We start from the raw sequence: 13,536 nt of genomic DNA on the forward strand, positions 1-13,536 counted from the left end.
GAGAGCAGGGCGCGCGGTGGGGGGCGGACGGTCAGGCGTTGTCCGGGAGCGGCGCAGCCGGGCTGACCAGGTCGGCGGCGCGCAGGTCGGTCCAGAACGCGGCGGGGACCGGCTCGTTCAGGGCGGCGGTGTCCTCGGCGATGCGGCTGGGGCGGGTCGCGCCGGGGATGACGGCGGCCGCTGCCGGGTGGGCCAGGGAGAACTGGAGGGCGGCGGCCTTGATGCTGACGCCGTGCCCGTCGGCCAGGGCCTTCAGTTTGCCGACGCGCTCGATGATCTCCGGCGGGGCCTGCTGGTACTCGAAGTTGCTGCCGCCGGCGAGGACTCCGGAGCTGTACGGGCCACCGACGATCATGTCGACCCTCTGCTCCTGGGCCAGCGGGAGCAGACGTCCGAGGGCGTGCTCGTGGTCGAGGAGGGTGTAGCGGCCGGCGAGGAGGAAGCCGTCGGGCTGCGGCTCGTCGAGGGTGAGGGCCAGCTCGATGGGCTCGGTCTTGTTCACGCCCAGGCCCCAGGCCTTGATCACACCCTCTTCGCGCAGCCGGGACAGGACGCGGAAGGCGCCGGTGCGGGCCTCCTCGAACTTGCTCAGCCAGGCGTCGCCGTGGAAGTCCTGGGCTATGTCGTGGACCCAGACGATGTCGAGCCTGTCGGTACCCAGGCGCTTGAGGCTGTCCTCGATGGAGCGCTCGGTGGCTTCGGCGGTCCACTCGTGGACGACCTTGTTGGGGTTGCCGTGCTCGAACAGGCCGCCCTTCTCGCCGAAGTCCGGTGTTGCGGTCTCGTGCTCGTCGAGGATGACGCGGCCGACCTTGCTGGACAGGACGTAGGAGTCGCGCGGCTTGCCGGCCAGGACCTCGCCGAGGCGGGTCTCGGCCAGGCCGGCGCCGTAGAAGGGCGCGGTGTCGAAGAAGCGGATGCCGTGGTCCCAGGCGGCCTCGACGGTGGCGCGGGCCTCGTCGTCGGGGATGGCGCGGAACATGTTGCCGAGCGGGGCGGTGCCGAATCCCAGACGGCCGGGGAGGATGGTCTGAAGCGACATGGTGGTGCCTTTTCGCGGGGTTGGGGGCGGTGTACGGGGGTAGGCGCGGATCACGCTCCGCACCCCGGTGCCGGGGTCCGCGGGACGCTGGGGCTCCGCGGAAGAGAGCGGTCCGCCGGTTGCGAACCCGCAGGTGAGGCTGGAGCGGGCGCGCCTTGCCCGCCAAACGTTACTTGCGGACGCGGGTTATTGCAAACGCCCATATATCGCGCACGCCGCCTTGCGTGGGACGCGGGACGCGGATCGGGGACGCCCCGCGCCGGTTACGAGGCGGATCGCGCCCCGTGCCGCATACGACACGGATCGCACCCCACGCCGAATGCGAACCGGATCGCACCCGCGCCGCGGTTCGCTCGTGTGGGTGGTGACGGCAGCGCCGCCGAGCGGGACGCTGCGCACGAAGCCTTCGAGGGGCCGGGAACCGAGCGCGTCCGGTCCCGCACCGTACGCGGTCCTGCCGTTCTGGAGGGGGCGGCGGACCGCGTACGGCAACGCTTGAGCGGCCGTCGATGCCGCTAATGCCGGACGATACCGCTGATACCGCCGATACCGCCGATATCGCTGAGATCACCCGCTCCCCGGACAGCGCGGGGCCCGGAAGCCGGGCTTCGGCTTCCGGGCCGTCTTACGGTGATGCTCAGTACCAGTACCAGCGCCTGGCGGGCCGGTTCTTGTCGCTGAGGATGCGTCGCATCGCTGCGGTCATGATCAATCACCTCCTTCCGGTCTCGTGTCAGGTCTTCGGTGGTGGCATGGGGGTCCGGCGGAGGGTGAACGGCCGGGGGACGTTGCCCTCCGCCATGGCCGCGCGGGTGTTGCCGCCGGTGACGCTGAGGTGCGCGTCGTGGGTGAGGGCGGTCAGCGACTCGACGAGCAGCGTCTGCGCCACTGCCGCTCCCGCGCAGGTGAAGGGGCCTGCGCCGAAGGTGATGAAGCATCCGTGGTCGCCGGTCTCCTGCCAGCGTTCGGGCCGGAACACATCGGGGTCGCTCCACTGCTGCTCGTCGTGGTGCGTCAGATACGGGCTGACGGAGAGGAGGTCCCCGGCCTGGAAGGGCACACCGCCGACTTCGAGAGGGTGCGGGACAGTACGGGCGAGCACCCAGGGCATCGGGCGGTGCCGGAGGGCCTCGCGCACCACCTGGTCGACAGGCCAGGGCCACGGCGAGTCAGCCGTGTGGTGCAGGCAGCCAAGGAGCACCGACCAGGCCAGCGAGGCGCTGAGGGGCACCACGATCGCCCGGTGCATCATCAGCTGCAGCTCGGCCACCGCCCGGTCGGGCACTTCCGCGGCCGGACAGGCGCCGAGCACGGCGTCCAGCACATCACGTGGCTCCTCGGCGGGGTGTTCCCGGCGTTGCCGCACCTGCTCGGTCAGGGCGGCGACCAGCCTGGCGCGCAGGATCTCCGCTCGTACGCGGCGCCACACCTGCGGCGCGTGGAACACCACTCCCCCGCGCGCCGCCCGGTCCGAGAGGCGGCGGGTCGCGGCCGGGGTGCCGGGGTGCAGCATCAGGTCGGCCACGCTCCGGTGCACCAGCCGGTTCCCGCTCTCCGGCCACCGTCCTGCCGGGTCGAGCTCGGTCACGGCACGGGCCAGCCCGGCGCGGTACTGCGGGACGCCTGCCCGCAGAAAGTCCCGCACCGCGTGGCCGACTGCCACCTGCGCTTCCCGCGTGGGCAGCAGTGCGCCGAAGAAGTCCGACATCCCCGTGTGGAAGTCCGGGTCGCGCAGCAGCGCACGTGCCTGGTTCGCGTCACTGACGCAGTACTCGCCCCAGGGGAGTCGGATGATTCCCGTCGTGCTGCGGCGACGGAGGCCTTCGATGTACGCGAGGGGGTCCCGCCGGAACCGGCGTTTGTCTCCCATTCTCATCGGAGCATCTCCCGCATCTCCCGTATCTCCTCAGTGGGTGTCTCGGTGGCGGTGCTGCGCCGGCAGCGCGACCGGGCTGGGTTCCGGCCCGGTACGGCAACGGCCAGTCCCCTGTCCGGCACCTAGGTCATCCCGCACTGCACGCCACATACACCCCGAGTAACTCGAAGGTGTAAGCGCACGCCGGAGACCGCGACCGGCCTCGTCCGGCACACGCTGCGCGCACGGCACCGGTCTCCGAAACGGCGCACGCCCCCGGTCACCCCGTGCGGTTCTCCCCTCCCCGCCTGGTCCTTTCCGTCACCTGGCCCGCAGCCGCGCCGGGGATCGCACTGCGTTCCCCGGCGCGGGACGGCTCGTGCTCCGTGCTGCCGGAGGCCCGAGCGGGGCGGGCGGGGCATGCGGGGCGTGCTACGGACCGGCAACAGCCGTCCGCTGCGCGGGTGTTCCCGGTGACGGCGCCGCCAGGGCCGGATCCGCGTTCAGGATGCGCTGCTGGAGTTCCGACAGGCCGGGGCGGGGATCCACCCCCAACTCGTCCGCCAGCAGCCGCCGCGTGTCCGCGTACACCGCCAGCGCCTCCGCCTGGCGTCCCGACCGGTACAGCGCCAGCATCAGGAGTTCCCGCAGACGCTCGCGCAGGGGATGTGCCGCCGTCAGGGACGTGAGCTCCGAGACCGCCTCGGCGTGGCAGGCCTGCTCCAGGTCCATGTCCAAGCGTGACTCGACGAGTTGCAGCCGCCACTCCGCCAGGCGGGTGCGCTGGATGTCAGCGTAGGGGCCCGGGACGTTCGCCAACGGCTCGCCCTACCACAGGCCGAGCGCCTTGTTGGTCACGGACCGGGCCGTGGCGAGGTCGCCCGCGCGCTGGGCCTTGTCGGCCGCCGCCCACAGCTCCTCGGCGACCGCCAGGTCCAGGGACCCCGGCGGCAGATTGATCGCGTAACCGCCCGATTCGCTGACGAGGATCCCGGGGTCGAGGATCTTGCGGAGGCGGGAGGCGTACGTACGCACCGCGGCGAGTGCCTGCGAGGGGGGTACGTCGCCCCACAGCGCGTCGACCAGCTCGGCCGCAGTGACGGTGCGCCCTGCTCGCAGCAGCAGGGCAGCGAGCAGGGCGCGCTGCTGCGGGGATCCGGTGGGCCGTTGCTCCGCACCCCGCCAGGCCCGCACGGGGCCGAGCAATTGGAAGCGCAAGCTCGCTGCTTCCCGCGCTGGATGCACTGGATGCACTGGATTCATTGGATTCGCTGAATGCATTGAATGCATTGAATGCGCTGGATACGCGGGATGTGCGTGATGTGCTTGATGTGCTTGATGTGCTTGATGCGTGGGCAACGCCCGCCGAGCGGAGGGCAGTGCCTCATGTGCCGCACGCCCCAGGACCCGGCGCCACGCGGCGACCCACAGGGGATGCTCTGCTTCGTCGACCCCGCAGGCGACCAGGTACCCGATCAGTTGCTGCTGATCGCACGGCACGGTCCGTCCCAGCACTATGCGGTGGGCGGTGCTGTGCGGCAGCCTCCCCCACTTGCCCGCCCGTTGTTCCATGTCGCGCACGGTGGGGCGGCCGGCCCGCGTGTAGAGCTCCTGGAGGGCGGCCTTGAACTTGCCGATCCCGTCGACGTACATCGGGCTCGGCGCCGACTGCGCCGCCGGGCCCGTACGGGTCGTCTCCGCGCGCCTGCCGCCACAGGTCCATCGCCGCCTCGACCGGGGCACCGCAGGCCCGCGCGTAGGCCTGGACGGCACGCGCGCTGGGCACCTCGTGTCCTGACGCCGCACGCTGGAGTGTCGTGGCGTGGCACCCCGCGCGGTCCGCCAGTTCGGCATACGACCACCCTCCCGCGGCACGCTGGGCGCGCAGCCAGCGGGCCAGCTTCTCCAGTGCCCTGTTGGGCGTGGAGATCGGTTTCTCCCTGCGTCCCATGGGTCTGTCTCCCAACGGGACGTGCGCGCGCCACGGCAGACGCGGCGCCGTCCCAACCGGATTGTGGAGACGATCACCGCAGGGGGGCGCTCGGCCCGCTCGCCCGGCGGAAGGTCGGCAACCCGCCGGATAGCCTTGAGTCTCCAGTGACTGGAGACAGCAGAGTGGGGGACATGGACGCGACGACCCTCTACTCGATCGGGGAGCTTTCCCGGCGGACCGGCTTGTCCGTGCGGACGATCCGGTTCTACTCCGATTCGGGGGCAGTGGCGCCGACCACCCGAAGCCCCGCCGGCTATCGGCTCTACGATCTCGACGCCCTGCTCCGCCTGCAACTCCTGCGCACCCTGCGCGAGCTGGGTCTCGACCTGGCGACGATCAAACGGGTGCTCAACCGTGAACTGTCCGTGGCGGAAGTGGCCGCGGCACACGCGGACGCCCTGGACGTCCAGATCCGGGAGTTGCACCTGCGCCGCAGCGTCCTGCGAGTCGTCGCCCTGCGCGGGTCCACTCCCGAGGAGACCACCCACATGCACAGGCTCACCCAGCTGTCCGCGGAGGAACGGCGCCGCCTGATCGACGCGTTCGTGACCGACACCTTCGGCTCGCGTGATGCCGACTCCGCCGCGGTGGCCATGGTCCGCGCCGCCACTCCCGACCTCCCCGATGATCCCTCCAGCGACCAGATCGCCGCGTGGGCCGAGCTCGCCGAGCTGGTCGGCGACGAGGATTTCCGGGCCCGGTTGCGTCGGTCGGCCATGTCCCAGGCTGCTGGGCGCGCACCCGCCATCGAGGACGAGGTCGGGGAGCCACTGATGCGACTCACCCGGCAGAAGGTGGGCGAGGCCATGCGGTCCGGCACCGACCCCCTCAGCGACGGGGCCGCGCCCCTCGTCGCCGACCTCGTGCACCGTTTCGCCGAGGCTCTCGCCCGCACCCCCGACATCGAGTTCCGGGACTGGCTCAGCCAGCGGTTCGACGAGGCACACGACCCCAAGGTCGACCGGTACTGGCACCTCGTATGGATCGTCAACGGCTGGCAGGTGGTACCGGCCCTGACCCCGGTCCACCCCTGGCTCGCCCAGGCCCTGCGACACCACCGCATCGCGAGCTGAGCTCCTGGACCGGCCGGAAAACCGCGCACGGGCGCGGCCGCCCCTCGCACACGGACACCGACGCGGATGCCGGTCGCTGCGGGAGGGCCTGCCCTGAGCAGGTTGTTTCCGGGTGCTGCTCCGGCGAACACAGCTCCTGCAAATTGGCCTAGACCTATTGTGCGGCAGTGTCCGCGCCGGTACGTTCGTGCTCGGCTGCGCAGCCGAGCACGAAGAACACGTACGGCATGTGCGGCACGTACGGCATCTAGGGCACGTAGAGCACGTACGGCATCCACGGCACGTAGAGCACGTCAGGTACGTACCGCACCACATCGCATCGTCGGACACTCCGCCGGGGCATCCCGGCGCCTTCAGGAGGACATGCCATGTTCCGTCGCGCAGCAGCCGCTCTCACCACCACCGCCACCGCCGCGGTCCTCGCGCTGGGCTTCGCCGGTACGGCCGAGGCCGCCCCGGGCATCGGTTTCTACGCACGCAGCCACCACATCTCGTACGCCGACTGCCAGGCCGCCGGCAAGGCCGGATACCACATCTGGGGCCCGATCTTCTTCTGTGAGCCCTTCAGCTCCGCCAGACCGGACGTCATCGTCCTCTGGGTCCGCTACTGACGGAATCGGGCGGCCCCGGGGTGCTCCCCGGGGCCGCCCGGATCAGTCCAGCAGCGCGGCGGCATGCTCACGCGCCTGGTGCAACCAGGCGGCACGGGTCTCGTCGGACGAGTCGGTGACCGTCCGGAAGATGATCCGGCGGACGTCCACAACTCCTGCGTACGGCAGGACGCAGGCCGCCCAGATACTCTGCAACGGGTCCCCGAACTCGACCTCTTCGCGGTCGGCGGGTGTGTCGGAGGTGTTCAGGACGAGGGCCCGGCCCGCCTTGAGCAGCGCCTCGGGCTCGCCCTGCGCGGTTCCCAGTTTGTAGGCGACACCGGGCGCCAGGACCCGCTGCACCCATCCCGCGAGGACCGCGGGGGGCATGCCCCACCAGTTCGGATGCACGAACACCATGGCGTCGAGGGTGGCCACCTCCGCCTGATGGAGGGCCAGTTGCGCATCGTGGGTGCCCGTGGCGGACCGGACCGTCTCCGTCTCGTCTGCGGTCAGCGCGGGCGAGAACTGCTCGGCGCAGAGGTCGTGCGCGAGGACCTCGCATCCCAGGTCCCGCAGGTGATGCACCACGGTGTCGAACAGGGCGTGGTTGAAGCTGCCCGGCTGTGGGTGTGCGAGGTAGACCCCTATACGCGGCATTGATCCCCCATGGAACTTCGACGGTCGTTAGCTGAGGCGGCCTGCGGCGGCCGGCCCCACGGTTGATCATCATGGCTCGTGCGGGGTCGTCGCGGGAAGTGATCGGTGAGTTTGCCGGGGGAACCGGTCGAGCCCTGTTGCTCCCGCGGGGGCGGGAGCAACAGGACTCCTGTGCAGCAGGCGCGGTGGGCGCCCCGGGAGCGGCGGACGGGGTGTTCAGTGGAAGCGGCGGACGAACACGTCGGTCTTGCCGTTGGTGTCATCGGGCACGACGTCGTCGGCCGCCGACGTGAAGACCACGTCGCGTCCATGGGCGCTGACCGCGTCGGTTCCGGCCGAGGCGGGCTTGTCCGCGACGGTCTCCTCGGTGCCCGTGCGCAGGTCGCGCAGGACGAGCGAGGGCCTGTTCGCGATCTGAGGGGCGTACAGGAGGTAGCGGCCGGTGGGATCGATGGCCAGGCCCCGGGCGTCCGGCACCACTTGGGTGGTGCTCGTACGCAGCTCGTACACGTGAGTGTCGGATCCGGAACGGTAGACGACCTTGCTGCCGTCGTCGCTGAGCTGCACGATTTCCGCCGCCTTGGACGGGCCCTCGATGGGACCGATGACGTCGTCGCCCCAGTCCCAGATGAAGACGTCCTCCGTCTTGGCGTCCTGGTAGGCGACGCGGCGGTTGTCGCCGCTGATGGACGGCCGGGAGGGCAGTGAGTGGCTGAGCCAGGTGATGGTCCACTCGGCGCCGGTGGCACGGTCCATGACCAGGATGCGCTGGTCGGACGTCGTCCAGTCCCGCTTGGGGATGACGACGAAGGCGATGAGGCGGCCGTCCGCGTCCAGCGACGGCTGAGTCTGGTGGTTGCCCCAGGTACGGACGAGGCTGCCCGTCGACCGGCTCACCTCGGCCAGGTACATCTGCTTGAAGTGTTGCAGGTAGCCCGAGTAGAGAGCCCATTCCCCGTTGTTGCTGATCGTCGGAGGATGGTGCTGTTCGCCCAGGAGCTGGCCGTGCCGTGTGAGGTGGCCCCTGCGCTGGTCACGGACGTACATGTAGCCGCCCCTCGAACTCGTCAGGTTGTCCGCCGAGGACGCGAAGACGATGTGGCGGCCGTTGGGTGTGATCGAGGCGTGGGTGGAGTGGTCGTTGGCCTGCGTCCCGTCGTTCGCGACGCTGACCCTCTCGACACTGGTTGCGCGGTGGCCCGCGATGCCGGTGGTGGCCGTGTGCCTGGCCCCGGGCTCGGCCGAGGCTGCGGGCTCGGCCGAGGCGGATCCGGGGAGCACCGCGGTGACCGCGCAGACGGCGACCGCGGCGCCCAGGACGGCGCGCACACGTCTAGTGGTAATCCAGTTCGTTCTTCTCCTCATCTTCCCCCCAAACAGGATGCGATCTCTCCTTGGATTCTTCACTGGAGGTCCACAAGCATGGAACTGCGGCGGTGCCGTGGGGTCAATGCGCTACATGACGCGCAAGACACGGTTCCGGTCATGTGGCCGCGTGGCTGTGTGGGTGTGCAGTCACCCCCCACGGCCCCACGGCCATGCGGCCCTGCGGTCCTGCGGTCCTGCGGTCCTGCGGCTATGTGCAGCGCTCCCCTGCACGGCGGCGGCGCCGCAGGCGCGACGCCGACTGGACGACTGTGCAGCTAGCGGCTCACTGTGACCGGGTGTGCCGGGCGGCGAGAGCCAGCTCGCAGCGGCCCTCCGCATCCGCACACGAACGCCGCAGCCGACCGTTCGAGATGGTCTGAAGCAGCCCGATCGTCCAGCACATGGGGCACCCACGCAATGCGAGCAGCCCCAGGGGCGCCAGCAGGAGACCGGCCGGTCCGACTGCGGGCACGAGCAGGATGGAACCGGCCAACGCGCCGAACCCCAGCGCACCGCGCACCAGGTGCCGGGGTAGGGAAGCGCTGGCGAAGCTGTGCCGGTCAGTCATGGCCGACTCCCGCCAGCGGATCAGATGCTGTCCGCAATTCCTGACGGACCGCCGCGCGAGCGCGATGCAGTCTGGATTTCATCGCGGCGGTGCTGAGGCCGAGCGAAGCGGCGACCATCCGTCCGCTGTAGCCCTGGATGTCCCGCAGGATCAGCACACGCCGTTGGTCGGCGGGCAGAGCGACGATCGCCGCCGCCACCCGTTCCGCTTCAAGGCGTTGCAGCACCTCGTCCTCGAACGACGGCACGACGGTGTCGGGGACCGGACCATGGCTGCGCAGCGCCAGTCGCGCCCGCCGCAAGCACTCGTTGCGGACGATGCGAAACATCCACGAAGCCAGCGCGCCGGAGGCCCGTAGCATCCCGATCTTGCGGTACAGAATGATCAGCGCTTCCTGTGCGGCGTCCTCGGCGTCCTGAGGAGTGGCACACAACGAGTACGCGAACCGCTGCACATGCGGGTGCGAGCCGGCCACCAGAGCGGCCGTGGCATCGACGTCGCCCTCCTGCGCCGCAGCGATCAGCTGTTCACCGGGCCATGTGTGGTCAGCCACGCGAGCGCCCCCGCTGACGACGCACGACGACAGCACACGCACAGATGAGCACAGCCCCGACGATGACGGCACCAACGATCACAACAAACCTCCGGTTCCTGTGCCGACGCTGTTGTCCGCACATGTTAGAGAGGCACGAGCACCGCCAAAGGATTCACCCTGCGGCATGATCGGGCGGGGCGCACCGCCTGCCCGCGCCCGCCCTCAGCGGGCGCGCCGGATGCGGATCGGGCCCCGGGCCTCCGTCGGCTCCACCGGCTGGCCGCCCTGGGTGATCTCCACCTCGCCCGCGGCAACCAGGCGCCGGGCCGCGCGGCGGGCCGGCTCCATCAGCGCGCGCCAGCCGTCGTCGTTCCCCGCGTACACGGCACGCGCGGCGTCGGAGGGGCAGATCGTGGCAGCCGGGTCACGGGCCTCCAGCAATTCCAGGATGGCCCGCTCCAGGCGCCGGTCCGTCTGCTGTTCTCTGTCCGTCACCGCACCAGTGTCACACCAGCGGTCTTCAGACGTGCGGCAACCAGCGGCCTCGGGGAAGAAGTCGATGGCCGAGCGCCCGGCACGAAAGGCGGCCCGCCGCTTGCCGCACACCTGGTCAGCGCCCGGCACAAGGTTCCATACTTTTGTCGTGGACATGGAAGAGCGACACTTGCGGTGCCTGGAGGCGGTGGCGGCGACCGGCAGCCTGAACAAGGCCGCACGCCTGCTCGGGCTCTCCCAGCCCGCGTTGAGTGCCCAGCTGCGCCGCATCGAGACCGCGGTGGGAGGCGAGGTCTTCGAGCGGAGCCCGTCCGGCGCCAGGGCGACCTCCCTCGGCGAGGTGTTGCTGCCCTACGTGCGCGAAGCTCTGCGTGGCATGGACACCCTGCACCGGGCGATCGCGGCCCATCACACGGCAGCCGTCGGCCGGTCCTTGCGGCTGGGGGTGCGTACGACACCGCTGGCGCTGCTGCTGTACGAGGTGGCCGCCGACCTCGTCGGCGAGGTTGCCGAGCTGGTCGTCCTCGACCGCTCGGTCGAGGCCGTCGCCGCACTGGTGCGCGGGGATGTCGACCTGGTGCTGCACACGGACTTCCCCGGGCGGCCGATCACTGCGGCCTCAGGGGTACGGATGTCCTCGGTCGGAACAGAGCCTCTCTTCGTCGGCTTGCCCGACGACCACCCGCTTGCCGCCCGCGCTGAGATCGACTTGGCGGACCTTGCCGCGGAGACCTGGCTCCTGGCCGTCAACGGCGACGACGAGTTCGACCGGCATCTGATGGAGCAGCGCCGCCTGGCCGGTCACAGCACCATGGTGGTCCGAGCCGTCGAACCCTTGCTGCTGGTGCAGTTGATGCGACGCGGCGGCCCTGTGGTGTCAGCCATGAACGCCCTGAGCAGCGGCATGGTGATCCCCGGCGTAGTGCGTGAGCTGCGGGGCAGCCCGGTGCGGACGCGGCATGTGCTGTTGTGGCGCGAGAACGGGGGCCCGGTCGACGAGAAGCTCGCCGGTCGGCTGCGCTCCGGGCTCCTGGACGCGTACCGATCGGCTCTGTCACACAGTGGGCGAGTGCCGGGGTGGTGGGAGCGCAACCCCGGTTGGCTGGGTTCGACGCCGCGGCGATGACCGTGCCCGCGACGGCGACCGATCCGTCGAGCCGCCGCGCTGCCGATCCGCCGAGCCACCAGTCCAGCGAGCCGGCCGAGCCCTCGGACCAACCAGCCAGCCGAGCCCCCGGACCAACCAGCGACCGCACCACGAGGCGTCGAGCCGCCGCCCCCGCCACCACCCCTCAGGCACGAGGCCGATGCGTCACCGTCGGAGCCGAAGGAACAGTGCGCCAGTCGGGATGCGCGGTCAGCCACGCCCGGTAGGCGGGGGTGCTCTCGACGATGTCGCGCTGAGCGTGCACGAGACGGCCCCACAGACTGCGCACCCACTCCTCGGACAACGGCCCGTCCGGCCTCCAGTACAACGCTGTGGTCATGGCGAGAGGTTCACCCCGCAGCGGCCGCAGCACCACGCCGGGGACGTCACGGATACCCGGCATCACGGGCAGCACCGCACGTCTCTCCCGTACGAGCGCCAAGGCCGAAGCACCGTCGGCGACGCTGAGCGCGAGGGTGTGCCCGGACGCTCGGCCCGCAGCGGTGAGGTGCGCCCCCAGGTCGTCAGGACCCGGCGGCAGACACCACCGCTCCCCCGCCAGGTCGGCCAGCCGGACCTCCTGCCACGAGGCCAGCGGGTGGTTCGCCGACAGGGCTGCGAACAGCGGCTCCACGGCGACGACCGCCCCGCACAGCGCCCCCCTCGTCTCGCCACGCGGCGCCCCTCTCCTCTCCACGCCATGTGCGTCGCTCGCCTCCCCACGCGGCGCCCCGCCTCCGCCCACTCCCACCGGCACGGGATCAACCCCGGGCGGATGGAAGTGGGTCACCAGTGCGGCCTCGGTCCGTCCCTCGGCCAGGGCCCGCAGATGGCCTTCCGTACCGGCGGCCACGGTGATCTGCACGTCCGTACCGGCGACCAGGGGCACCGCCACGGACAGCTGGGCCACCAGCAGTCCGGGCGCGCACCCCATGCGCACCACCGCGGGCCAGGCGTCCTCCCGGTGCCGGGTGCACGCGGCGGCCATCCGTTCCACGGCGTCCAGCACGGTGCGCGCGTGCTCGATGACCACCGTCCCCAGCTCCGTGGGCTCCGCGCCCCGGGAACCACGCTGGAACAACAGGCCGCCCGCACCGCGTTCGGCCTGGGCCAACGACTGGGTGACGGACGGTTGGGCCAGGCCGAGTTCTCGTGCCGCGGCCGACAGGCTGCCCCGGTCGGCGATCGCCCTGACCACGCGCAGCTGCCTCAACTCCAGGCCCATAGGCGGACCTTAGAACGGATTGGGATTACCCGGGAAGACGTCGGACATCCATGGTGGATTCACCCGACGGCCCCGGCGTCCGGCGCCGGGACCGCCCCCCACTCCCTTTCGGAGGATTCCGCGTGTCTCCCACATCCCTCATACGCGGCGTGCTCAGCACGCTGCTGCTCGCCACCGCGGCGATCGCCCTCCCCGCGACCGCCCAGGCAGCTCCCGCCCCCGTACCGACCGGCGCGCAGCCCATCGTGGGCGGTGGCCAGGCGAGCGAGAACTACCCGTTCATGGCCTCGCTGCAACAGCAGGGCCGCCATGGCTGCGGCGGCTCGCTGATCTCCTCGCAGTGGGTCGTCACCGCCGCCCACTGCGTCACCGGGCGGCAGGGCGGAGTGATCCCCGCCCAGCAGCTCCAGCTGCGCATCGGCTCGGCCGACCACACCCAGGGCACCGCCGCCGCCGTCCAGCGGGTCGTCCGCCACCCCTACTACACCGGCGACGTCTCCGGCGGCAACGACATCGCCCTGCTGCAGCTGCGCACCCAGGTGCGGAACCAACCGGTCTCCATCGCGAGCGGCTCGCCCGCCGAGGGCACGTCGACCCGGCTCCTCGGCTGGGGCCAGACCTGTCCTCAGCAGGGCTGCTCGCAGCAGCCGCCCCGCTACCTCAAGCAGCTCGACACCCGGATCAACCCCGACCGGATGTGCTCATCGGGCTTCAACCCGGCCAGTGAACTGTGCGTCTACGGCACCCCGCAGGCCACCGCCTGCTACGGGGACTCCGGCGGCCCGGCCCTGATCGGCTCGTCCGGGAGCTGGCAGCTGGTCGGCGCCACGAGCCGCGCCGGGCGCAACAGTTCCACCTGCGGCGACGGCAGCGCCACCATCTACACCGACGTGACCGCACACCGGCAGTGGATCAGCCAGAGCACCGGCGGAGCCGTGGCCCGTTCCTGACCCCCCGATGACCGCGGACCCTGCCGACAAGCAGC

At 71.1% G+C, this 13,536-nt stretch carries 13 protein-coding genes and 1 pseudogene; 4 read left to right on the forward strand and 10 right to left on the reverse strand.

The window, feature by feature from the left end; genetic code table 11:
* Positions 1-31 precede the first annotated feature (31 nt).
* The 4 genes and pseudogenes from GPA10_RS37840 to GPA10_RS37855 all read right to left on the reverse strand — a co-directional run bounded on the left by GPA10_RS37840 (position 32) and on the right by GPA10_RS37855 (position 4,848).
* Complete coding sequence (locus GPA10_RS37840; RefSeq protein WP_157169370.1) at positions 32-1,042, reverse strand: aldo/keto reductase; 1,011 nt, start codon at positions 1,040-1,042, stop codon at positions 32-34.
* Positions 1,043-1,775: 733 nt separating this feature from the next.
* Positions 1,776-2,912: a cytochrome P450 gene (locus tag GPA10_RS37845; RefSeq protein WP_157169371.1), complete on the reverse strand. Its 1,137-nt coding sequence runs from the start codon at positions 2,910-2,912 to the stop codon at positions 1,776-1,778.
* A 432-nt stretch (positions 2,913-3,344) separates the two neighbouring features.
* Positions 3,345-4,160, reverse strand: a pseudogene (locus GPA10_RS37850) (AfsR/SARP family transcriptional regulator); the annotation flags it as partial.
* A gap of 121 nt (positions 4,161-4,281) precedes the next feature.
* Positions 4,282-4,848 (reverse strand): helix-turn-helix domain-containing protein, encoded by a 567-nt coding sequence (locus tag GPA10_RS37855; RefSeq protein ID WP_157169372.1) that lies wholly within the window; start codon positions 4,846-4,848, stop codon positions 4,282-4,284.
* Positions 4,849-5,021: 173 nt separating this feature from the next.
* Here GPA10_RS37855 and GPA10_RS37860 point away from each other — a divergent pair, with 173 nt between their 5' ends.
* Together GPA10_RS37860 and GPA10_RS37865 are read left to right on the forward strand one after the other, a co-directional pair.
* Complete coding sequence (locus GPA10_RS37860) at positions 5,022-5,963, forward strand: MerR family transcriptional regulator (RefSeq protein ID WP_157169373.1); 942 nt, start codon at positions 5,022-5,024, stop codon at positions 5,961-5,963.
* Between the two features lie 368 nt (positions 5,964-6,331).
* Positions 6,332-6,574: a hypothetical protein gene (locus GPA10_RS37865; protein WP_058850639.1), complete on the forward strand. Its 243-nt coding sequence runs from the start codon at positions 6,332-6,334 to the stop codon at positions 6,572-6,574.
* A gap of 42 nt (positions 6,575-6,616) precedes the next feature.
* Here GPA10_RS37865 and GPA10_RS37870 read toward each other — a convergent pair whose 3' ends face one another.
* The 5 genes from GPA10_RS37870 to GPA10_RS43150 all read right to left on the reverse strand — a co-directional run bounded on the left by GPA10_RS37870 (position 6,617) and on the right by GPA10_RS43150 (position 10,179).
* Positions 6,617-7,213: an NAD(P)H-dependent oxidoreductase gene (locus GPA10_RS37870; protein ID WP_157169374.1), complete on the reverse strand. Its 597-nt coding sequence runs from the start codon at positions 7,211-7,213 to the stop codon at positions 6,617-6,619.
* Positions 7,214-7,429: 216 nt separating this feature from the next.
* The gene (locus GPA10_RS37875) at positions 7,430-8,542 is read right to left on the reverse strand and encodes a TolB family protein (protein ID WP_343041775.1); all 1,113 of its coding nucleotides are present in this window, start codon (positions 8,540-8,542) and stop codon (positions 7,430-7,432) included.
* 322 nt (positions 8,543-8,864) lie between these two features.
* Positions 8,865-9,149 (reverse strand): hypothetical protein, encoded by a 285-nt coding sequence (locus tag GPA10_RS37880; protein ID WP_157169376.1) that lies wholly within the window; start codon positions 9,147-9,149, stop codon positions 8,865-8,867.
* Positions 9,142-9,702: an RNA polymerase sigma factor gene (locus GPA10_RS37885; RefSeq protein ID WP_343041776.1), complete on the reverse strand. Its 561-nt coding sequence runs from the start codon at positions 9,700-9,702 to the stop codon at positions 9,142-9,144. Before GPA10_RS37885 ends, GPA10_RS37880 begins: the two co-directional genes overlap by 8 nt.
* Positions 9,703-9,906: 204 nt before the next feature.
* Complete coding sequence (locus GPA10_RS43150) at positions 9,907-10,179, reverse strand: DUF3253 domain-containing protein (RefSeq protein WP_343041777.1); 273 nt, start codon at positions 10,177-10,179, stop codon at positions 9,907-9,909.
* Between the two features lie 154 nt (positions 10,180-10,333).
* On the opposite strand from GPA10_RS43150, the gene GPA10_RS37895 reads away from it, so the two are divergent.
* Complete coding sequence (locus tag GPA10_RS37895) at positions 10,334-11,305, forward strand: LysR family transcriptional regulator (protein ID WP_198351827.1); 972 nt, start codon at positions 10,334-10,336, stop codon at positions 11,303-11,305.
* Between the two features lie 166 nt (positions 11,306-11,471).
* Here the strand turns inward: GPA10_RS37895 and GPA10_RS37900 are convergent, their stop codons facing one another.
* Positions 11,472-12,551, reverse strand: a complete 1,080-nt coding sequence (locus GPA10_RS37900; protein ID WP_157169379.1) for a LysR family transcriptional regulator — start codon at positions 12,549-12,551, stop codon at positions 11,472-11,474.
* A gap of 122 nt (positions 12,552-12,673) precedes the next feature.
* Between GPA10_RS37900 and GPA10_RS37905 the strand changes: the two genes are divergently transcribed.
* Positions 12,674-13,501 carry a S1 family peptidase gene (locus GPA10_RS37905; RefSeq protein WP_058850645.1) on the forward strand — a complete coding sequence of 276 codons (828 nt, stop codon included), beginning with the start codon at positions 12,674-12,676 and terminating at the stop codon, positions 13,499-13,501.
* The last annotated feature ends 35 nt before the right edge of the window (positions 13,502-13,536 follow it).

The organism is Streptomyces typhae (assembly GCF_009755605.1).
GTDB classification, from domain to species: Bacteria; Actinomycetota; Actinomycetes; order Streptomycetales; family Streptomycetaceae; genus Streptomyces; species Streptomyces typhae.

Coding starts and splice junctions, on each gene's coding strand:
- GPA10_RS37865 (WP_058850639.1), top strand. CDS start 6,332: ATGTTCCGTCGCGCAGCAGCCGCTCTCACCACCACCGCCACCGCCGCG.
- GPA10_RS37880 (WP_157169376.1), bottom strand. CDS start 9,149: ATGACTGACCGGCACAGCTTCGCCAGCGCTTCCCTACCCCGGCACCTG.
- GPA10_RS37895 (WP_198351827.1), top strand. CDS start 10,334: ATGGAAGAGCGACACTTGCGGTGCCTGGAGGCGGTGGCGGCGACCGGC.
- GPA10_RS37840 (WP_157169370.1), bottom strand. CDS start 1,042: ATGTCGCTTCAGACCATCCTCCCCGGCCGTCTGGGATTCGGCACCGCC.
- GPA10_RS37900 (WP_157169379.1), bottom strand. CDS start 12,551: ATGGGCCTGGAGTTGAGGCAGCTGCGCGTGGTCAGGGCGATCGCCGAC.
- GPA10_RS37845 (WP_157169371.1), bottom strand. CDS start 2,912: ATGGGAGACAAACGCCGGTTCCGGCGGGACCCCCTCGCGTACATCGAA.
- GPA10_RS37860 (WP_157169373.1), top strand. CDS start 5,022: ATGGACGCGACGACCCTCTACTCGATCGGGGAGCTTTCCCGGCGGACC.
- GPA10_RS37855 (WP_157169372.1), bottom strand. CDS start 4,848: ATGGGACGCAGGGAGAAACCGATCTCCACGCCCAACAGGGCACTGGAG.
- GPA10_RS37870 (WP_157169374.1), bottom strand. CDS start 7,213: ATGCCGCGTATAGGGGTCTACCTCGCACACCCACAGCCGGGCAGCTTC.